This is a genomic window from Ruania albidiflava DSM 18029, from assembly GCF_000421225.1.
Classification (GTDB): Bacteria; Actinomycetota; Actinomycetes; order Actinomycetales; family Beutenbergiaceae; genus Ruania; species Ruania albidiflava.
In genome coordinates, this window is sequence record NZ_ATWL01000020.1 from 38,280 (window position 1) to 56,558 (window position 18,279).

Sequence of the window (18,279 nt, forward strand, 5' to 3'; positions counted from 1 at the left end):
GCTAGCGTGGGCCGGATAGAGCCTGTCCGTAATGGAAGGAGATCGTCCATGGCGGACCTTGCCGTGCACGGCGGCACGCCTGCACTGCGGGATCTGGGCGAGTTCCCTGCCTGGCCGCAACCGGATGAAGCCGGGGAGGCTGCGCTCGTGGAGGTCTACCGGTCCGGGAGATGGGGGAGCACCGCCGGGTCGGTGGTGGCGGACTTCGAGCGGGAGTTCGCCCGGTACCAGGACTCCAGGCACGGCACCGCTGTGGTGAACGGCACGTTGGCGATCGTCGCAGCACTGCGTGCCTGCGGTGTGGGCCCGGGCGATGAGGTGATCGTGCCGCCGTACACGTTCATCGCGACCGCCTCCGCCGCCCTCTTCCTCGGTGCGGTGCCGGTGTTCGCCGATGTGGACCCGCAGACGCACCTGCTGGATCCGGCGGCCGCTGCGGCTGCCATCACCGAACGCACCCGGGCGATCATCCCGGTGCACCTGGCCGGGCGCGCCGCCGACATGGATGCCTTCAGCGAGCTGGGCCGCTCCCGCAGCATCACGGTGGTCGAGGACTGTGCCCAGGCGATCGGCACCCGCTTCCGGGGCCGAGCAGTGGGCTCGATGGGCGATGTGGGCACGTTCAGCTTCCAGAGCAGCAAGAACATCACCGCCGGTGAGGGCGGTCTGGTCACCACCTCAGATCCCGCGCTCGCCGAGGCGCTGTACTCACAGGTGAACGTCGGCCGGACCCGCGGCGGAGGCTGGTACGAGCACCAGCACGTGGGCTACAACCTCCGACTGACTGAGTTCCAGGCCGCGGTGCTGCGCACCCAGCTGCGTCGCCACCCTGCCGACCAGGTGCTCCGGGAGCATCGCAGCCAGCTGCTGCGCGCTGACCTCGACCAGGTCGAGGGCGTCCAGCTCGCACCGCCCGACCCGCACCTGACCAGCCACGGGCACCACCTGTTCCTCCTGCGGCTGCCCGAGCTGGGGCGACGCGGGCTCCGGGACGCCGCGGTGAAGGCTCTGGCCGCCGAGGGTGTCGCCGCTTCGCCCGGATACGTGCCGCTGCACCGGAACGAGGCGGTGCTCACCGAAGCCCGAGCAGCTGCCGACCGCCTCGGACAGCCCTACCCGGAGGCGCCGTGCCCGCGGGCGGACCTGGTTGCCACCGACACCATCTGGCTGCCGCACCGCTACCTCTCCGGGACTGAGGAGCAGACCCGGGCCGTGGCCGCCGCGATCGCCAAGGTCGCCCGTTCAGCCGCGGAGCTGGACGAGGTGCTGCTTCGATAGCACCGGTGTGCTGGCACCGGGCTGTTCAGGCACGCCGGGAGGCAGTGTCATGATCGGCCGGGTCTGCGTCCCGGATCCGTTCGTCCAAGAGCTGGTACCGCACCGCAGGGCGGCCTGCGCGCTGCTGCCGGACCGGTGGCATCGGCCAGGCGAGGCCCGCATCGACAAGAGTCCGCAGCGTCCGGCGGGCGGTGCGCACGGTGACCCCTTGCACGCTGGCGACCTGCTCGGCGTCGACCACATAGTTGTGGTCCCCGTCCGCGCCCAGGGCCTCGACGATGTGCCGCAGCGTCTCGAGGTGCCGGGCCGGGATCGGTGCACCGGGCGCGGGTGGGCTGTGCCCGGGTGACGCCGGAAGCGAGAGCGGACCGCCGTGCCCGCCGATGAGGTACGCCCGGTCCCCGGGCCGCTCGGCGGAGAGATTCACCGCGTCCTGTGCGTTCGCCTCAGCCTGCAGCGCGGTGCTCCCCAGCCCGATACCGACCTCGGTCCCGATGCCCAGGTCAGCGGAGATCCTGGCCAGGAACGGGGCGCGGCGCAGGTCCTCGGTCCCGGTGCGGAGCGAACCCATCGTCGTGATCACCAGAAAGCTCTGCTCGTCACGCTGGAGCACGGCAGCGTCCATGCGACGTGCTTCGTGCAGCAGAGCCCGGTGGAGCGAGAGCGTGAGCTCTTGGAACCAGTAGTTGCTCGAGCTGGTGCGGTTCGGCAGGTCAGAGGCAGGGAGCCGGACGATCACGATGGCGATCCTGGAGTCCTCCATCTTCGCCCCGCTGGCGAGCAACCGTGCCGTGTGCAGAGAGTTGCGCAGCGTCAGCGGTGCTGGAGCCATGGTCAGGTTCGCGATTCCTGCACCGGTCAGCCGTTCGGCCACCTCCGGCACTGTGGTGATCGCGCCGCTGGTCCGCCCGGACCGGTAGTGCTCCACGTGGAAGTCGACGAACTCCTCCGGCGAGATCGACTCCCGGTACTCGATGACGTGCACCGAGTCCATCGCCAGGTCGAGCTCTGCGTAGATCTCCTGCACCTCACGCGGGCTCACCGAGTCGATGCTGATCCGCGCGGTCTCGATCGTGCTGGTCAGCGCACCACGCAGCAGCACGGTCGGCAGCGCGACCCCGCCAAGAGGAACGAACGTGGCCGGTACCGGCAGCGGTTCACCCGCCATCGCGAGGTCGTAGGGGAGCGGTCCGGAGAACAGCAGCACATCAACGTCCTTGGCGATGCGCAGCGCCTGTCCGTAGGAGCCACCGGTACCGGCGTCCGACGCGGTGACGAGCCGATAGGGCGCGCGCACCTCCGTGCGCGCAACCTCGGCGACCCGGTGCAGGAAGGTGTCTGCGCCGACCACCCCGACGATGACGTCGTCCAGAGCGGGAGCCCTGCGGTGCCTGCTCATCTTCCCTCCTGGCCCTGTCGCAGACCTGAGCCTAGCGTTCGGCGCAGGGGCGAATCGGGGTGCTCGAGCCGCTGGCGGCAGCTGTGTCCGACTCATGGTGCGCATGATCATCGGCTTCCTCACCTACGATGTACCCGGCAACGATCGCATCGGCGAAGGGTTCATCGGTGGCACGTAAGTCTCGACCGCTGGGTATCGCGGCGTCCCTGGTGGCAGCCGGGCTCGCCCTGACCGCATGCTCCGCACATCCCGGTGCTGCCGCCGTGGTGGACGGTCAGCGGATCTCCGAGCAGACCTTGTCCGAGTCCAGCCAGGCGTTGCAGCCGTTCCTGCAGACCCAGCTGGCACCAGCCACCATGCTCAGCTCGATGATCCAGGCGCAGGTGACCCTCGAGGTCGCTGCCAACCACGGGTTCTCCGCCTCCGCAGAGGATGCCGAGGCCTACCTGGACTCGATCGCCGAGCAGGCCAACGTGGACGCCCCGGAGACCTTCCCGGAGGGCGCCCTGGAGGTGACCCGGATGCTGATGGTCACCGAGATGTACACCGGCAGCCAGGCGGACGCCGAAGGCATCCAGGCGGAGATCACCGAGGAGCTCGCCGCCCTGGACGTGACCGTCAACCCCCGCTACGGCGAGTGGGATCCCTCCTCCACCACGGGACTGTTCATCGCCCAGACCACCCCGGACTGGTTGATCGACACCTCGGACGACACCCAGGCGGCCGGCTGAGCCGTGACCGAGGAGGCAGAGCCCGAGCAGCCCAGCACGGGTGCGCCGACCGGGCACGCCCTGCTGCGCGCCGTCGCCGTGATGGACCGGCTCCGCTCCCCGGGCGGCTGCCCGTGGGATGCGGAGCAGACGCACGCCTCCCTCGCCCCGTACGCGGTGGAGGAGGCGCACGAGCTGGCCGAGGTCGCCGAGACCGGTGACCGGGACGCTCTGGTCGAGGAGCTCGGCGACCTGCTGCTGCAGGTGCTGTTCCACGCCCGGGTCGGCACTGAGGGCAGCATCGGTGCCCCGTTCGACATCGACGACGTCGCCGCCGGCCTGGTCGCCAAGCTGGTCCGCCGGCATCCGCACGTGTTCTCCGACGGCGACGCCAGCACCGCTGAGCAGGTGAACCGGCGCTGGGAGGAGATCAAGGCCACCGAGAAGCCGCGGGCCTCCGTGCTCGAGGGCATCCCCGCCTCCCTGCCGGCCCTGGCCCGGGCGCAGAAGGTGCTCTCCCGCGCCGACCGTGCCGGCATCGCCCTGGACCAGCCCACCGGCGCCGCCGGCGACACCGGGAGCGGTGCCGCCCGCGACTCGGACGCCGAGGCCACCCGTGCTGTGCCGGAGGGCCCCACCGTGGCCGACGACCTGCTCGCCGCCGTGCGCCGCGCCCGCGCCGAGGGCATCGACGCCGAGGCCGCGCTGCGAGCCCGCGTGCGCGAGCTGGAGGCAGCGATCCACGCAGCGGAGGCCGACCGCTCCTGAGGGTGGCAGGTCCACGTGTGCGGGCGGCCGCCGAGAGCCCGGGGCAGCCCAGGGCCCGCGCCGTGATCCGCAACGGGCGCCGGCGACTACAGTGGAGCGCGAAAACCTCAAGCTGAACTCGTCAATAAGGAGTCAATGTGGCCAGTATCGAGGCCGTCGGAGCACGCGAGATCCTCGACTCTCGCGGCAACCCGACCGTGGAGGTCGAGCTCGCCCTGGAGGACGGGTCGTTCGCCCGGGCAGCTGTTCCCTCCGGCGCATCCACCGGTGCGTTCGAGGCAGTCGAGCGTCGCGACGGGGACAAGTCGCGCTACCTCGGCAAGGGCGTGGAGAACGCCGTCGCCGCTATCACCGAGACCATCGCCCCGGAGATCCTCGGCCTGGACGCCGCCGACCAGCGGCACCTGGACCAGACCCTGATCGACCTGGACGGCAGCCCGAACAAGGGCAAGCTCGGCGCCAACGCCATCCTGGGCGTCTCCCTGGCCGCGGCCCGTGCCGCCGCCGAGAGCAGCGACCTGTCCCTGTTCCGCTACGTCGGCGGCCCGAACGCCCACCTGCTGCCGGTGCCGATGATGAACATCCTCAACGGCGGGTCGCACGCCGACTCCAACGTGGACATCCAGGAGTTCATGATCGCGCCCATCGGTGCCCAGTCCTTCAAGGAGGCGCTGCGCTGGGGCACCGAGGTGTACCACGCGCTGAAGAGCGTGCTCAAGGAGCGCGGCCTGGCCACCGGGCTCGGTGACGAGGGCGGTTTCGCACCGAACCTCGACTCCAACCGCGCCGCGCTGGACCTGATCGTGGAGTCCATCGAGAAGGCCGGCTACACCCCTGGTGAGCAGGTCGCCCTGGCCCTGGACGTGGCCGCCACCGAGTTCTTCTCCGACGGCGCCTACTCCTTCGAGGGCAAGGCCACCTCCCCGTCGGAGACGATCGCCTACTACGAGTCCCTGGTGGCCGACTACCCGCTGGTGTCCATCGAGGACCCGCTGAGCGAGGACGAGTGGGACTCCTGGGCCGAGCTCGTCAGCAAGATCGGCGACAAGGTGCAGATCGTCGGCGACGACCTGTTCGTCACCAACCCGGAGCGGCTGGCCAAGGGTATCGAGCTGCGCGCAGCCAACTCCCTGCTGGTCAAGCTGAACCAGATCGGCACCCTCACCGAGACCCTGGACGCGGTCACCATGGCCCAGCGTGCCGGGTTCACCGCGATGGTCTCCCACCGCTCCGGTGAGACCGAGGACACCACCATCGCCGACCTGTCCGTGGCAGTGAACGCCGGGCAGATCAAGACCGGTGCTCCCGCCCGTGGCGAGCGGATCAACAAGTACAACCAGCTGCTGCGCATCGAGGACGAGCTGGACCAGGCGGCCCGGTACGCCGGCCGCGCCGCGTTCCCGCGGTACAAGGGCTGATCAGTCCGGCCAGGTGCGCCGTGCGCGGCGCACCTGGCCACCACCCACGACGGCGGAGCTCACCCTGCCAGGGTGGGCTCCGCCGTCGTTCTTCTCCTCCACGCGCTGCTGCCGGCGCTTGTATCGGAGGTACCCGCAGCGATCCGAGGGAAGCGCCGCCAGCCTCCGACCGCCAGAGCGACCTCCGATGGCCGCCGGCCGAGCTCGCAGCGCCGCGATGGCAGTGCTGCCCCGCGACTCGCGCCCCCACGTTCCCCGCCAATCGCGCCGCGCTGAGAGAACATGAACTCGTGACCACGCGACGCCCACCCACGCCGCGCAGCCGCACCCGGGCTGCGGGCAGCGGAGCGTCCACGCCTGCCGGCAGCACCACGCGCGGCACAGCCACCGGCCGCCGGGCCAGCACCCGGCGGACCAGCACCCGCAGCGCCAGCCAGCGGGCTGCCAGCACTCGGAAAGCCCCACCGTCGGTGCCCCCGCGCCCCCGCGGCAAACCGGCCGGTGCCACCACCCGCAAGGCCGCAACCCGGAAGGCGCCAGTGGCCGCGGAGACCCCGAAGGAGCCCCGGCAGATCACCGTGCGCGGCCTGGTGCTGTTCGTCGTGGCGCTGATGGCGTTCATCGTGCTCGCGCCCACGTTGCGCGCCTACGTCTCCCAGCAGGAGCAGACTCGCACCCTCGCCGCCCAGATCGCCGCCAGCGAAGAACGCACCACTGTGCTGGAGGGCGAGATCGAGAAGTGGGACGATCCGGCGTTCGTGCAGGCCCGCGCCCGCGAGCGGCTCGGCTACGTGATGCCGGGGGAGACCCCCTACCGGGTGGTCGACCCGCAGACCGTCACCGGTGAAGAGGTGCCAGGCGAGGACGACGAGGACGGGCCGGTCTCGGTGCCGCAGGACGGCCCCTGGTACCTGACCGTGTGGGACTCCGTGCAGGTGGCCGGTGAGGTGGACGAGTGAGCGTTGAGGCGCTGCGCCCCGGTGACCTGGAGGTGATCGCCGAGCAGCTCGGCCGCCCGCCGCGAGGGGTGGTCGGAGTGGCGGCCCGGTGCGTGTGCGGCCGTCCGCTCGTGGTGCGTACCGCGCCTCGGTTGGAGGACGGCACCCCGTTCCCGACCACCTACTACCTCACCAGCCCTGGGGCGGTGCGCGTGGTCGGCACCCTGGAGGCCGAGGGGCTGATGCGGCAGATGACCGAGCGCCTGGCCGAGGACGAGGAGCTCGCCGCCGCCTACCAGCGCGCCCATGAGGACTATCTGCGCCGGCGCGCCGAGCTCGGCGAGGTGCCCGAGATCGAGGGCATCTCCGCCGGCGGCATGCCTACCCGGGTGAAATGCCTGCACGTGCTGGTGGCCCACTCCCTGGCGGTCGGCCCGGGCGTGAACCCGCTCGGGGACGAGGCGCTGGCGCTCATCGCACCGGTGTGGCGCCCAGACCGCTGCACCTGCTGAGAGCCATCGGGCACGTGCCGTCCTGTCATCGGCTGGTTCCTGCACGCACACGTGCTCGAAGCGCTGGAAGCACAGCTGCTGGACGAGCCGAGCCCCGACCGCCGAACTAGCATGGGCGCAACGGTCGCGGTGCGTGGAGAGGCTCGGGTGGGCGCAGAAGAGCTGGGCAGCACGGCACGAGCCGCAGGCCGCGAGGCGGAGGAGAGCGCCACGCTCGACCATGCGGTACGGGTCGGGCTGGTCAGCTACGGAGTGGTGCACCTGCTGCTCGCGTGGCTGATGCTGCAGCTGGCGCTCGGCACCCGCGGCGCGGACGTGAGCACGTCCGGTGCGCTGCACGAGCTGGCGGGCGACGCCTTCGGCCGGGTGCTGCTGGTGGTGCTCGCCGGCGGGTTCGCCGCCCTGGTGCTCTGGCAGCTGCTGGACGCCCTGGTCGGGCACCGCCAGGAGCACGGGATGCGGCGGTGGTTCCGCCGGGCGGTCTCCCTGGGCCGAGCAGTCGTCTACAGCGCGCTGGCGGTGAGCGCAGCGAAGATCGCGGTCGGCGCAGGCTCGGCCGGGGGCGGCACGCGGCCGGACACGATCACGGCCCGGCTGATGGAGGTGCCCTACGGCCGGCTGCTGGTGGCGGCTACAGCGCGCGGGCGGTGGGCTTCCTGCTGGTCGGGCTGCTGTTCGTGTGGGCCGCGGTGACCCGGCAGCCGGAGCACTCCGGTGGGCTGGACGAAGCCCTGGGCCGTCTGCTCGGAGAACCGTTCGGCCCCGCAGCGCTGGTGGCGATGGCGGTCGGGTTCGCCTGCTTCGGCCTGTACGCATTCGCCTGGGCCTGGCACCTGCCGCGGCACCTGTCCCGCTGACCGGCGGCACCTGTCCCGCTGAGCGGTGTGCGCAGAGAGCATCCCGGGACGTGGCAGGCTGTGCTGCGTGACTCGTGTGGCAGCCATCGACTGTGGGACCAACTCCATCCGCCTGCTGATCGCCGACCGGTCCGCCGACGGCACGCTCACCGACCTGGTCCGCCGGATGGAGATCGTCCGCCTCGGGCAGGGGGTGGACCGCACCGGCCGGTTCGACCCGGTCGCGCTGCAGCGCACGCTGGCCACCACCGGCGAGTACGCCGCAGAGTGCCGCACGCACCAGGTGCAGGCGGTGCGGTTCGTGGCCACCTCCGCCTCCCGGGACGCCGCCAACTCCGAGGAGTTCTTCACCGGCGTGCGCGCGGCGCTCGGTGTGGACGCCGAGGTGATCACCGGAACCGAGGAGGCAGCGCTCTCCTTCGCCGGTGCGGTGCGCATCCTCGGCCCCGACGACCCACCGGCACGCCTGGTGGTGGACATCGGCGGCGGGTCCACCGAGCTGGTGCTGGGCGGGCAGAGCGTGCAGCAGTCGATCTCCCTGGACATCGGCTCGGTGCGGATGACCGAACGGCACATCCACACCGATCCGCCGACCGTCGCCGAGCTGGACGCGGCTCGTGCCGACATCCGCGCAGCGCTCGAGGAGGCGGCAGCCGCCCTGCCGCTGGCGTCCGTGCGCACCCTGGTGGGCGTAGCCGGGTCGGTCACCACCATCACCGCTGCGGCTCTCGGGCTCCAGGAGTACCAGCGGGAGCGGATCGACGGTGCGCGGCTCACCCCGGAGCAGGTGCGCGCGGCCTGCGAGCAGATGCTCACCCTGCCGCGGGAGGCCCGCGCTGCGCTCGGTTTCCTGCACCCGGGCCGGGTGGACGTGATCGGGGCCGGCGCCCTGATCTGGTCCGAGGTGGTCTCCAGGGTCGCCCAGGAGGTCGCCGACGGCGGAGGTCACCTGGACCAGGTCATCACCAGCGAGCACGACATCCTCGACGGTATCGCCCGCTCCATCCGGGCCTGAGCCAGCACCTCACCCCCGCCACCCGCGAACGCTCTGCTTCGCGGCTCCCGCCCGGCGTGTCGCCGCGAAGCAGAGCGTTCGCGGAACCAGGTCAGGGGGTCTCGGTGGTGCCCTCGTACAGGCCGATCACGTTGCCGTCGTGGTCCCGGAACGCCGCCCACCAGGACGTCTCGCTGATCGGGGACTTCTCCGCGACCACTTCGGCGCCGAGCGCGTTGACCTTCGCGAGCACGTCGTCGATGGAGTCCACCTCCACATAGGAACGAGGCTGGGTGAAGCCCTCTCCGCGCGGGGCGAGCCCGCCGCCGGAGATCTTGTTCGGGGCCTGCCACATCGGGTATCCCTCGTACCCGGGAACCTCGCTGATCTGCCAGCCGAACAGGTCGCTGTAGAACCGGCCGGCCCGGTCCAGGTCGCCGACCGGGATGTCGATGTGCGTGATGTCGCCGTGTGCCATGGTGCGCCTCCGTGCGCTCGTCGGTGAGGTGACACTCTGCGCCCTCACCGGATCGCCGTCAATACCCCGGCCCGCGCGCTCAGTCCGTGGCGACCACCTTGCCGCGCTTGACCACCGGGTTCTCGCCCATGTCCTCCAGCTCGAGCCCCTTGGTCTCCGGGATCTTCCAGAGCACGAAGAAGAACGAGAGCAGCGCGAACGTGGCGTAGAAGCCGTAGGCGAAGGTGAGGCCGATCTGGGCGAAGGTGGGGAACGTCGTCGAGATGAAGAAGTTCGCCACCCACTGTGCGGCGGCGGCCACCGACAGGGCAGCGGCGCGGATGCGGTTCGGGAACATCTCGCCGAGCAGCACCCACACCAGCGGGCCCCAGCTTGCGCCGAACCCGACCACGAACACGTTCGCGCTGATCAGCGCGATCAGCGACCACGGTTCGCCGAGCTCGGCAGTGGCCTCACCGTCCGGACCGGTGACCATCGTGGCGAACGAGAACGCCACGGCCATCAGCCCCAGCGACAGCGTCATCAGCACCGACCCGGCGAGCAAGATCGGGCGCCGGCCGACCCGGTCCACCAGCAGGATCGCCACGATCGTCACCACGATGTTCGTCACCGAGGTGATCACCGTGATCGTCAACGCGTCCGACTCCTCGAAGCCGACCGAGCGCCACAGCGTGGTGGAGTAGTAGAAGATCACGTTGATTCCGACGAACTGCTGGAACACCGAGAGCAGGATGCCTAGCCAGACGATCGGCTTCAGGCCCAGCCGGTGCCCACGCAGGTCGCCCAGCGACTCTCGCTTCTCCGCCTGCAAGGTCTTGCGGATCTGCTCGATCTTCAGGTTGACGTCGAGCTCGCCGGTGAAGTCGTGCAGCACCTGCGAGGCTTTGTCCACCTTCCCGCGGGCTACCAGGAACCGGGGCGACTCCGGCAGCTTGATGGCGATCAGTCCGTACACCGCAGCGGGGATCGCCTCGGCGAGGAACATCCACCGCCAGGCCTCCTGCCCGGCCCACAGCTGCTCCGCCGCGCCGCCAGCGGTGTTTGCCAGCAGAGCGTCGGAGAGCAGGGCGACGAAGATGCCGGTCACGATCGCCAGCTGCTGCAGCGACCCGAGCCGGCCGCGCACCCGGGCAGGGGAGACCTCGGCGATGTAGGCCGGAGCGATCACCGAGGCTGCGCCGACACCGAAGCCGCCGATCACCCGCCAGATGATCAGGTCCACCACGCCGAACGCCAGCCCCGAGCCGACCGCGGAGACGAAGAACATCACCGCGGCGATGATCATCGTGGGCACCCGGCCGAGCTTGTTCGCCACCGGACCGGCGAACCAGGCTCCCACTGCGCAACCGATCAGTGCCGAGGAGACGGCGAACCCCTTGAGCCCGGCCCCGAGCTCGAACTGCCCGGCCAGCGCATCCACCGCCCCGTTGATCACTGCGGTGTCGAACCCGAACAGGAACCCGCCCAGCGCTGCGGCGATGCAGATGCCGACCACGCGAGCATTCAGGCGGCTGACCGCCGGCTTGTCCTCCACGACTGTGGCTCCTCCCTCGGCACCAAGGCTCGGCGCCGTGGCAGTGAGAGTACGGCCTCCGTCAGTGGTTCGCGCGCCGAGGGGGTGCGACAGTCACCGGGAGACCGAGTCCGGCCCGGCTGATGCAGCGGCGTGACGATAGGGCACCCGGAAGGTCGCCATGAATCTGCTGAACAGGTCGCGATCGCCGCGAGCCGTGATCTCTCCGGACTCGACTGCTTCGTTCAGGTCGAGCTCGCCAGCCAGCACATCGCGCACAGCGACACCGCCCGACAGGCGGAGGTCGGCGTCCTCGTGCGTCCCGACGGCCACCTGTACCGAGCCATCGATGACGACCGCATGGGCCACGGCGTCGCCGACGCGGACCTCATAGACAACGGTGCCAGCGCTGTTCTTGGCCGGGTCCGCCCAGCGGAATCCCGATCGCAGCGCACTTGCCAGAGCGGCAGAGGTGAGGATTTCGCCGGGCCGCGGCTCGCGCATCTGCTCGGCACCCCACAGGGATAGCGCGTCCAGAGCGGGGCGGAGCTCCTCGGCACGTGCGCTCGCGCGGTAGCGGACAGATCGGTCCGGGCCCGTGCTCAACTCGCGCACGACCAACCCGTCTGCCTCCAGCTCCTTCAAGCGCCGTGCCAGCCCGTTCGAGGGGATGCCGGGCAGTCCCTCCTGAAGGTCGGAGTACCGGTGGGGTCCGAGCAGCAGATCGCGCAGCACGAGCAGCGTCCACCGCTGCCCCAGCACCTCAGCGGCCCGAGCCAGTCCGCAGAACTGGCCATAGGAACGGTCTCGCATACCTGGATGTTACCGGAGCTGCTTCTATTATAAAAGTATGCTTGTCTAAATGAAGTCAGCCTCAGTGCTAAGCCGGGCGACGCGGTCGCCGGACTCAACGCATCAAGAAAAGGGACTCAGATGAGCAGAATCGTGGTGCAGGCATTCGTCACCCTCGACGGTGTGGTGCAGTCGAGCGTCCGGCCGGGCGAGCCCGCCATCGAACAACCACACTGGACGCTCGACTACGACGCAGAGCATGGTGGGGGAGAGATCAACGATCTGGTCCGCCACTGGGAGAGGCGCACCGCTGCGCTGTTGCTCGGCCGGACTACCTACGAGATCTGGGCCAATGCTTGGGGCGTGTGGGACGAGAATGCCGATGGGTTGGAAGGTGAGCTCACCCGCCACTACAACCGCGTGCCCAAATATGTGGCCTCGTCCACCCTGGAGGAGCTCAGCTGGAAGAATTCTTACCTCCTCGGTGCAGACACGGCGGCAGCGGTCGGCAGACTGAAGAGCCAGGTCGACGGCGAGATCCGCGTCTGGGGCAGCACACAGCTGATCGGCACTCTCGCCAAGCACGACCTCATCGACGAGTACCGGCTAGCCCTCTACCCGTTGGTGCTGGGTGGTGGGACGAGGTTGTTCGGTCCCGGGTTTCCGTCGGCCTCCTTCACCCGAACCATGACCCAGCCGCTGTCCAGCGGCGTCGTGGTGAGTACGTACCAGCGGACGAGGAGTCGCTGAGCCCACCGCTGACCGGCGGTGCGCGATCACCTGCGGTCCGGAAAGACTCAGCGATGCGGGTCGAGAAGCTGTACGGCTCGGTAGAGTGAAGAGGTGACCGATGCCGCACCGTCCACGCCAGCCACCGAGGCCCTCGCCGCCTCCGGGCTCGAGCACCAGGTCACCCGGCACGGCATGGTCCGCTCCCTGGCGGAAGCAGCGGCAGCCCGCGGGGTGGCGCCGGCCGACATCATCAAGACGATGGTGGTGCGTCGCGGCGAGGGCGACTTCCTGTTCGTGCTCGTGCCCGGAGACCGCACCATCTCCTGGCCGAAGCTGCGCGCTCTGCTGGGCGTGAACCGGCTGTCCATGCCGGATGCGACCACCGCCAAGGAGGTCACCGGCTACGAGCGCGGCACGATCACCCCGTTCGGCGCCAGCCACCCCTGGCCGGTCATCGCCGACGAACGCATCCGCGCCCACGCGGTCTCCATCGGCGGCGGCGCCCACGGCGTGGCCGCCACTGTGGACGGTGACGCGCTCACCGAGCACCTGCACGCCCAGGTGGCGGACGTGACCGACCCCGCGTGACGCCGTCGTGACCCTGCTCCCGCACCCCCGCACGGGAGACCTGTACCCCTCCCCGGTGCCACCGGGCACCGGCTGGCCCGGTGACCCCGCCGCGCCCCGGACCACCCGCGCCACCGACGCCGACCAGGTGACCCGCCTGGCCGCCTCCGCCCGCAGCCTGGAGGTGCTCGACGCCCGCTCCAGCGTGTGCCGGGCGTGCCCACGGCTGGTGGCCTGGCGCGAGGAGGTGGCCCACCGCCGTCGGCGGGCGTTCGCCGACGAACCCTACTGGGGCCGGCCCGCACCCGGGTTCGGTGACCCACGGGCCCGTCTGCTGCTGGTCGGGCTGGCGCCGGCCGCGCACGGAGCGAACCGCACCGGGCGGGTGTTCACCGGCGACCGGTCCGGGGACTGGATCTTCGCCGCCCTGCACCGGGTGGGCTACGCCAACCAGCCGCTCAGCGTGGACGCCGCCGACGGGCTGACGCTGACCGGTGCCCGGATGGTCGCAGCGGTGCGCTGCGCCCCACCGGACAACAAGCCCAGCACCACCGAGCGGCACACCTGCGCCCCCTGGCTGGACCGGGAGATCGAGCTGCTCACCCCCACGGTGACCGCGATCGTGGCTCTCGGTGGCATCAGCTGGCAGGCTACCCTGGCGGCACTGCGCCGGCTCGGTTGGAGCGTGCCCCGGCCGCTGCCGAAGTTCGGCCACGGCGCTGAGGCGCTGGTGCTGCCACCGGCCCCGCGCGGCACCCAGCCGCCAGCCGTGCACCTGCTCGGCTGCTACCACGTGTCCCAGCAGAACACCTTCACTGGCCGGCTCACCGAGCAGATGCTCGACGACGTACTCATCCGGGCCCGTGACGTGCGACCGGCCTAGCGCTGCTGGCGTGTGCAAGACCACGCTGCCAGGGCCGGTCCCTCGCCCTAGAGTGGAGGTATGACGCACGCACCTGCCAGCAGTGCCCGCGCCGAACGCACTCGCAAGGTCCCCCGGATCTTGGTCCTCGGTGGCGGTTACGTCGGGCTGTTCACAGCGCTGCAGATCCGCAAGCGGATGGGTCGGCGCGAAGCCGCGATCGTCGTGGTGGACCCGCGCTCCTACATGACCTACCAGCCGTTCCTGCCGGAGGCGGCCGCCGGGTCGATCGAACCGCGGCACGTGGTCGCCCCGCACCGCCGGCTGCTGCGCGGCACCACGGTGCTCTCCGGCCGGGTGACCCACCTGGACCACGGCGAGCGGAAGGCCACCATCACCCCGGTGGAGGGGGAGTCCTACGACGTCTCCTACGACCACGTGGTGGTGGCCCTCGGTGCCGTCGCCCGGGTGCTGCCCATCCCTGGCCTGGCGGAGAACGGCATCGGCTTCAAGCAGATCGAAGAGGCCATCGCGCTGCGCAACCAGGTGCTGAACAAGATGGACGTGGCCGCGTCCACCTGGGACCCGGACGCGCGCCGCCGGATGCTCACCTTCACCTTCGTCGGTGGCGGGTTCGCCGGTATCGAGGCGATCGGCGAGATCGAGGACATGGCCCGCGCCGCGTGCAAGGACTTCGACTCCATCCGGCCTGAGGACATGCGGTTCGTGCTCATCGAGGGCACCCGGCGCATCCTGCCGGAGGTGGGTGACGAGCTCGGCGGCTACGCCCTGGAGCAGCTGCGCCGCCGCGGTATCGAGATCAAGCTGAACACCTTCCTGAACTCCGCCGAGGACGGGCACATGGTCTGCTCCGACGGCGACGAGTTCGACTCCGACACCCTGGTGTGGACCGCCGGGGTGAAGGCCAACCCGGTGATCGCCGACTCCGACCTGCCGATCGACTCCCAGGGTCGGGTGCGCACCCTGCCCACGCTGCAGGTGGTCGACGCCGACGGTGAGATCGTCGAGGGGGCCTGGGCCGCGGGGGACTGCGCGGCCGTCCCGGACATCTCCACCGGCGAGGTGGACAAGCTCTGCGGTCCGACGGCGCAGCACGCCGTGCGTCAGGCCCGTCACCTGGGCGACAACATCGTCCGGTTCCTCACCGGTGAGCCGGTCACCGACTACTCGCACAAGAACATGGGTACGGTCGCCTCGCTGGGTCTGTACAAAGGGGTGGCGCAGATCCAGGGGATCAAGTTCCGCGGTCCGCTCGCCTGGTTCATGCACCGCACCTACCACATGTGGGCGATGCCCAGCCTGAACCGGAAGGCCCGCATCCTGCTGGACTGGACCACCGCGCTGGTGTTCGACCGCGAGCTGGTGGCACTGGGCTCGCTGCAGAGCCCGCGGGAGGCGTTCATCGCTGCCGCAGCCGGCCGGGTGAGCAGGCCGAACAAGGAGCCGGTGCAGAAGTAGCCGTCGGCGGGGCCGTAGGATCGCAGCGGCCCCCATAGCCCAACCGGCAGAGGCAGCCGACTTAAAATCGGTGCAGTCTGGGTTCGAGTCCCAGTGGGGGCACCGGCAACGGCGAGACAGTCATGCCCAGCCGCTGGGCTGTGCGCACAGGGCGGCTGCCTGTTGTCCGATCCGGTAGCAGCTGCGGACGACGGCGCTGCGAGCCGAACAGAGGCCCAGGAGGGCGCCGCGCCCGACGCCCCTAGGTGCCGCCCGCTCACTGATGGGTGCGCCCGTGCGCCGCGCCGTTCCGCGCCGATGCCTGGCCTGCTGGGCCGGTGGCGTTGACAAGTCTCGACCAACCTCTCTACGTTATGGAACATGTTCCGAAATAAGCGAGAAGACGATGCTGCAAGTACGGCTCGGCCCGGGGCGACCTCGTCGCGAGGAGTCCTGCTGCTGCCGATGGTGCTGTCCTTCGCCCTGGTGGTCGGGGCGGCGGTGGACCAGCTGACGACCGGTGCGCTGGAGGCGTACTCGGTCTCGATGTACAGCGCCCACGGCGTGGCCGCCGAGCCGGGAGCGATCTACGGCCTGGTCTACACGGCTGGAGGAGTGCTCGTCGTCCTCTGGCTGCTGGTCGGCCTGGGGGCGAGGGCCGGTCGACGCTGGGGGTCCGGGGCGGTTGTCGCCGCGGTCGTGGTGAACGTCGTGCTGGCGCTGACGATGCTGTTCGTCACCGAGTACGCCGAGCCGGTGTTCCCGCCGATGTGGGGGCTGCTGGCGGCCCTGCCTGCCGCCGCCGGTATCGGCGCAGCTGCGGTGCTCATCCGCGGCCGGGCCGGCCGCTCCACTGCCGCATGACGACGACCGCGCCATCGGGACCGTGTGCACCAGACACCCCACCAGTGGATGAGGAATGTGTCCGGCAGCGGGCCTCGTCGAGGCGCCGGGGCCCGACTCGCCGGAGCCTGCTGGCCACCGGGGGACTGGCCGCTGTTCTGGCCGCGACTGCCTGCAGCCGACAGCCCTCGCCCGCCGCCGGAGACGCAGAGCTGCAGAACCCGGCCGGAGAAACAGAGCTGCAGAACCTGGAGGAGAGGACCGGGCGCACGATCGGCCTGTACGCCACGAACCTCAGCACAGGTCGCGAGGTCGCCTACCGGCACACCGAACCCTTCCCGATGTGCTCGCTGTTCAAGGTGCTCGCCGTCGCAGGGCTCCTGACCGAGCACTCCCCCTACGGTGACTACTGGGAGGAGAAGATTCCGTTCGGACCTGAGGACATCGTGGAGAACTCGCCGATCACCTCAGCCCACCAGGAGCGGGAGATGACCGTGTCGGAGCTGGCTGACGCGGCGCTGCGGTTCAGCGACAACACCGCAGGCAACTTGCTGCTGGAAGAGCTGGGCGGGCCTGCCGCCGTTACCCGGTTCGCTCGTCGGTTCCAGGCCACGGCCACGCGTCTGGACCGGTGGGAGCCGGAGCTGAACGAGGCCGAACCCGGCGACCTACGGGACACGACCACACCGGCCGACATCGCCAGGCTCTACCAGGCCTTCCTGGTCGAGGGCAGGCTCGGCCAGCTCGGGCAGACCAGGCTCCGCGACTGGATGCTGCGGAACACCACTGCCGACGAGCGGCTCCGCGCTGCCCTGGATGGCGAGTACGAGCTGGCCGACAAGACCGGTGCCGGTGAGTTCGGCGTGGTCAACGACGCCGGTATCGTCTGGCGACCCGACGGTTCAGTCACTGTGATCTCGGTCCTCACCCGTAGCGACAGCCGCTCAGCCGACAACGACAACACGGTGCTCGTCGCGGCAGCACGTGCAGCGCTGACTGCCGTGGGGCACTGAACCTGCTGGCCTGGTCCAGGGCGGCAGGCTCTCCAGGAAGGCGCAGACCACGCCTCAGTGCGCGTGCGGCCCGGTGTTGTACTCCATGACGTGCCCGACCAGGCCACCGAGACCGACCATGAACCCGATCCCGGTGAGCCACCAGCCGATCGCGGCACCGACGAACGCGAACCCCACACCGATGGCGATCACCAGCGGCCACCAGCTCCACGGGGAGAACGTGCCGTACTCGCCGGCCCCGTCGGCCACCTCCGCCACCGGGTCGTCCTCCGGTCGGGCGTCGATGCGGCGCCCGACCAGGGCCAGGTAGCCCCCGGTCAGCCCCCACAGCCCGACGCAGACCGCCAGCGCCGTCGAGCCGATCGGCTCCCAGTAGGACCAGAAGCCGTAGAGCAGGAACACCGGCAGGAAGAAGCCGACCAACGCGCCGAAGAACACCGCCTCGGGTCGCATCGGCTTGTACGGCTCGGTGCGCGGCTGGTGGTGCGCCGTCGTCTGTCGCGGCCCTCGGACCTTGACGCTCATCGGTCTCGTCCTTCCATCGTGCTGGCGGTCTTCCCCCCTGCTGTGCCCTCCGGCTCGGCGTGGTCCAGGGCGAACACCTCGGGGTGGTGCAGGTCGAAGGCCGGTCGCTCGGAACGGATCCGCGGCAGGGTGACGAAGTTGTGCCGCGGCGGCGGGCAGGAGGTAGCCCACTCCAAAGAGTTACCAAAACCCCACGGGTCGTCCACGGTGACCTTCGGTGCGTGCCGCCAGGTCTGGTACACGTTCCACAGGAACGGCAGCGTCGAGATCGCCAGCAGCACGGCCGAGACCGAGGACACCTGGTTCATCCAGACGAAGTCCGGTTCCGGCAGGTAGTCCGGGATGCGGCGCTGCATGCCCATCACGCCCAGCCAGTGCTGGATCAGGAACGTGCCGTGGAAGCCGAAGAACAGCATCCAGAAGTGGATCTTGCCGAGCTTGTCGTCGAGCATCTTGCCGGTGAACTTCGGCCACCAGAAGTAGAACCCGGCGAACATCGCGAACACCACGGTGCCGAAGACCACGTAGTGGAAGTGGGCCACCACGAAGTACGTGTCGGTCACGTGGAAGTCCAGCGGCGGACTGGCCAGGATCACGCCGGTCAACCCGCCGAACAGGAACG

Annotated in this window: 21 protein-coding genes and 1 tRNA gene; 16 read left to right on the forward strand and 6 right to left on the reverse strand. The window is 70.2% G+C overall.

The window, feature by feature from the left end; all coding sequences use genetic code 11:
* Nucleotides 1-48: 48 nt before the first annotated feature.
* On the forward strand, nucleotides 49-1,278 hold the full coding sequence (locus tag K338_RS0116820) for a DegT/DnrJ/EryC1/StrS family aminotransferase (RefSeq protein WP_022919330.1): 1,230 nt from the start codon (nucleotides 49-51) through the stop codon (nucleotides 1,276-1,278).
* 25 nt (nucleotides 1,279-1,303) lie between these two features.
* On the opposite strand, the gene K338_RS0116825 is transcribed toward K338_RS0116820, so the two are convergent.
* Nucleotides 1,304-2,677 carry a hypothetical protein gene (locus tag K338_RS0116825; RefSeq protein ID WP_022919331.1) on the reverse strand — a complete coding sequence of 458 codons (1,374 nt, stop codon included), beginning with the start codon at nucleotides 2,675-2,677 and terminating at the stop codon, nucleotides 1,304-1,306.
* Nucleotides 2,678-2,844: 167 nt separating this feature from the next.
* Between K338_RS0116825 and K338_RS0116835 the strand changes: the two genes are divergently transcribed.
* From K338_RS0116835 to K338_RS0116875, 8 genes are all read left to right on the forward strand, one after another.
* A complete protein-coding gene (locus K338_RS0116835; RefSeq protein ID WP_022919332.1) occupies nucleotides 2,845-3,408 on the forward strand; it encodes a hypothetical protein in 564 nt (187 codons plus the stop codon).
* Nucleotides 3,409-3,411: 3 nt separating this feature from the next.
* Nucleotides 3,412-4,155 (forward strand): nucleoside triphosphate pyrophosphohydrolase, encoded by a 744-nt coding sequence (locus K338_RS23535; protein ID WP_022919333.1) that lies wholly within the window; start codon nucleotides 3,412-3,414, stop codon nucleotides 4,153-4,155.
* 137 nt (nucleotides 4,156-4,292) lie between these two features.
* On the forward strand, nucleotides 4,293-5,573 hold the full coding sequence (gene eno, locus K338_RS0116845; protein WP_022919334.1) for a phosphopyruvate hydratase: 1,281 nt from the start codon (nucleotides 4,293-4,295) through the stop codon (nucleotides 5,571-5,573).
* Nucleotides 5,574-5,863: 290 nt separating this feature from the next.
* On the forward strand, nucleotides 5,864-6,532 hold the full coding sequence (locus tag K338_RS24760) for an FtsB family cell division protein (RefSeq protein WP_022919336.1): 669 nt from the start codon (nucleotides 5,864-5,866) through the stop codon (nucleotides 6,530-6,532).
* The gene (locus K338_RS0116860; protein WP_022919337.1) at nucleotides 6,529-7,023 is read left to right on the forward strand and encodes a DUF501 domain-containing protein; all 495 of its coding nucleotides are present in this window, start codon (nucleotides 6,529-6,531) and stop codon (nucleotides 7,021-7,023) included. The genes K338_RS24760 and K338_RS0116860 overlap by 4 nt, the downstream gene beginning before the upstream one ends.
* Before the next feature lie 147 nt (nucleotides 7,024-7,170).
* Nucleotides 7,171-7,716: a DUF1206 domain-containing protein gene (locus K338_RS0116865; protein ID WP_027286967.1), complete on the forward strand. Its 546-nt coding sequence runs from the start codon at nucleotides 7,171-7,173 to the stop codon at nucleotides 7,714-7,716.
* Nucleotides 7,671-7,880 (forward strand): DUF1206 domain-containing protein, encoded by a 210-nt coding sequence (locus tag K338_RS0116870; RefSeq protein ID WP_022919339.1) that lies wholly within the window; start codon nucleotides 7,671-7,673, stop codon nucleotides 7,878-7,880. Before K338_RS0116865 ends, K338_RS0116870 begins: the two co-directional genes overlap by 46 nt.
* Before the next feature lie 67 nt (nucleotides 7,881-7,947).
* Nucleotides 7,948-8,895, forward strand: a complete 948-nt coding sequence (locus K338_RS0116875; RefSeq protein WP_022919340.1) for a Ppx/GppA phosphatase family protein — start codon at nucleotides 7,948-7,950, stop codon at nucleotides 8,893-8,895.
* Nucleotides 8,896-8,986: 91 nt separating this feature from the next.
* On the opposite strand, the gene K338_RS0116880 is transcribed toward K338_RS0116875, so the two are convergent.
* From K338_RS0116880 to K338_RS0116890, 3 genes are all read right to left on the reverse strand, one after another.
* On the reverse strand, nucleotides 8,987-9,352 hold the full coding sequence (locus tag K338_RS0116880; protein WP_022919341.1) for a VOC family protein: 366 nt from the start codon (nucleotides 9,350-9,352) through the stop codon (nucleotides 8,987-8,989).
* A 79-nt stretch (nucleotides 9,353-9,431) separates the two neighbouring features.
* Nucleotides 9,432-10,886, reverse strand: a complete 1,455-nt coding sequence (locus K338_RS0116885; RefSeq protein ID WP_022919342.1) for a sugar porter family MFS transporter — start codon at nucleotides 10,884-10,886, stop codon at nucleotides 9,432-9,434.
* Between the two features lie 93 nt (nucleotides 10,887-10,979).
* Nucleotides 10,980-11,678, reverse strand: a complete 699-nt coding sequence (locus K338_RS0116890) for a winged helix-turn-helix transcriptional regulator (RefSeq protein WP_022919343.1) — start codon at nucleotides 11,676-11,678, stop codon at nucleotides 10,980-10,982.
* Between the two features lie 120 nt (nucleotides 11,679-11,798).
* Between K338_RS0116890 and K338_RS0116895 the strand changes: the two genes are divergently transcribed.
* From K338_RS0116895 to bla, 7 genes are all read left to right on the forward strand, one after another.
* Nucleotides 11,799-12,407, forward strand: coding sequence for a dihydrofolate reductase family protein (locus K338_RS0116895; protein ID WP_022919344.1), 609 nt, complete (start codon nucleotides 11,799-11,801; stop codon nucleotides 12,405-12,407).
* 93 nt (nucleotides 12,408-12,500) lie between these two features.
* Entirely contained in the window at nucleotides 12,501-12,977 is a 477-nt protein-coding gene (locus tag K338_RS0116900) for an aminoacyl-tRNA deacylase (RefSeq protein WP_022919345.1), read from the forward strand.
* Between the two features lie 7 nt (nucleotides 12,978-12,984).
* On the forward strand, nucleotides 12,985-13,839 hold the full coding sequence (locus K338_RS0116905) for a uracil-DNA glycosylase (protein ID WP_022919346.1): 855 nt from the start codon (nucleotides 12,985-12,987) through the stop codon (nucleotides 13,837-13,839).
* A gap of 60 nt (nucleotides 13,840-13,899) precedes the next feature.
* Nucleotides 13,900-15,297 (forward strand): NAD(P)/FAD-dependent oxidoreductase, encoded by a 1,398-nt coding sequence (locus tag K338_RS0116910; RefSeq protein WP_022919347.1) that lies wholly within the window; start codon nucleotides 13,900-13,902, stop codon nucleotides 15,295-15,297.
* 28 nt (nucleotides 15,298-15,325) lie between these two features.
* Nucleotides 15,326-15,399: transfer RNA gene (locus K338_RS0116915), tRNA-Leu, on the forward strand.
* 258 nt (nucleotides 15,400-15,657) lie between these two features.
* Nucleotides 15,658-16,140 (forward strand): hypothetical protein, encoded by a 483-nt coding sequence (locus tag K338_RS0116920; RefSeq protein WP_157612587.1) that lies wholly within the window; start codon nucleotides 15,658-15,660, stop codon nucleotides 16,138-16,140.
* A gap of 44 nt (nucleotides 16,141-16,184) precedes the next feature.
* The gene (bla, locus tag K338_RS23545; RefSeq protein WP_051154953.1) at nucleotides 16,185-17,132 is read left to right on the forward strand and encodes a class A beta-lactamase; all 948 of its coding nucleotides are present in this window, start codon (nucleotides 16,185-16,187) and stop codon (nucleotides 17,130-17,132) included.
* A gap of 54 nt (nucleotides 17,133-17,186) precedes the next feature.
* Here bla and K338_RS0116930 read toward each other — a convergent pair whose 3' ends face one another.
* Nucleotides 17,187-17,657, reverse strand: a complete 471-nt coding sequence (locus K338_RS0116930; protein ID WP_022919349.1) for an aa3-type cytochrome oxidase subunit IV — start codon at nucleotides 17,655-17,657, stop codon at nucleotides 17,187-17,189.
* A partial coding sequence (locus K338_RS0116935) for a cytochrome c oxidase subunit I (RefSeq protein WP_022919350.1) occupies nucleotides 17,654-18,279 on the reverse strand: 626 nt, incomplete at its 5' end. The genes K338_RS0116930 and K338_RS0116935, both read right to left, overlap by 4 nt.

Coding starts and splice junctions, on each gene's coding strand:
- K338_RS0116820 (WP_022919330.1), top strand. CDS start 49: ATGGCGGACCTTGCCGTGCACGGCGGCACGCCTGCACTGCGGGATCTG.
- K338_RS0116825 (WP_022919331.1), bottom strand. CDS start 2,677: ATGAGCAGGCACCGCAGGGCTCCCGCTCTGGACGACGTCATCGTCGGG.
- K338_RS0116880 (WP_022919341.1), bottom strand. CDS start 9,352: ATGGCACACGGCGACATCACGCACATCGACATCCCGGTCGGCGACCTG.
- K338_RS0116890 (WP_022919343.1), bottom strand. CDS start 11,678: ATGCGAGACCGTTCCTATGGCCAGTTCTGCGGACTGGCTCGGGCCGCT.
- K338_RS0116895 (WP_022919344.1), top strand. CDS start 11,799: ATGAGCAGAATCGTGGTGCAGGCATTCGTCACCCTCGACGGTGTGGTG.
- K338_RS0116910 (WP_022919347.1), top strand. CDS start 13,900: ATGACGCACGCACCTGCCAGCAGTGCCCGCGCCGAACGCACTCGCAAG.
- K338_RS0116920 (WP_157612587.1), top strand. CDS start 15,658: ATGTTCCGAAATAAGCGAGAAGACGATGCTGCAAGTACGGCTCGGCCC.
- K338_RS0116930 (WP_022919349.1), bottom strand. CDS start 17,657: ATGAGCGTCAAGGTCCGAGGGCCGCGACAGACGACGGCGCACCACCAG.